The sequence below is a fragment of the Nocardia otitidiscaviarum NBRC 14405 genome, assembly GCF_000308635.1.
Lineage (GTDB): Bacteria > Actinomycetota > Actinomycetes > Mycobacteriales > Mycobacteriaceae > Nocardia > Nocardia otitidiscaviarum.
In genome coordinates this window covers 1-644 of sequence record NZ_BAGD01000010.1, presented here as the reverse complement: position 1 = coordinate 644, position 644 = coordinate 1, and the positions used below count along the sequence as shown (strand labels likewise).

Genomic DNA, 644 nt, shown 5'->3' with positions numbered 1-644 from the left:
AGATCGCGGATCGTGAGCGGGCGACGGCCGAGCATCTCGACAATGCCCGAGTCCTCGGGCGTCAGGAACGCGCCCGCCGAGGTCGGCGAGCCGCCAATGATGAGCGACTTGATGCCGATCGGGTCGGACTGAATGCGCGACCGCTCGGGGACGCCACCGCTGAACGGCCGCATCATGGCTTTGAACTCCGGCGAGTCGACGACCTGCAACCCGAGCGCCTTGACGCGCTCGCGCACCGGCCGCTGTCCCTGTGCGTCGAGGTCGCCGACCGCGGGCTCGCCGATCTCGGCGGCGAGGCCCTTCGCCTCGTCGATGATTTCGAGATCACGCTTGGCGACCTTGATCTGTTCGAGCAGGTCGCGGCCCTTCTGCATTTCGGCGTTGTAGTCGGCGAGGATCTGCTCGGCCCAGGTCGACGGGTCGCCGTGCTTTTCGACGATCTCCCGCGCCGCGCCGGTCGCGGCGAGCGCGGCCTTCTGGAGTTCGGCGAGCTTGGTCTTGGTCATCATGGTGTTAACTCCTGGTCGTTTGAATTCCTATGTGCTGCATTCGATTTCGAGTGCTAGCGCGTCCAGTGACGCCAGGGAGACGACCGGATTCGGCGTGGTCTTACCGGCGGTCGAGCCGTCGCTCTTCCCCGGGGA

1 pseudogene is annotated in these 644 nt (G+C 66.1%); it reads right to left on the bottom strand.

Annotated features, from left to right (window positions below):
* Positions 1-509 (bottom strand): annotated as a pseudogene (locus tag ON31_RS00035) (phage major capsid protein); the annotation flags it as partial.
* Positions 510-644 lie beyond the last annotated feature (135 nt).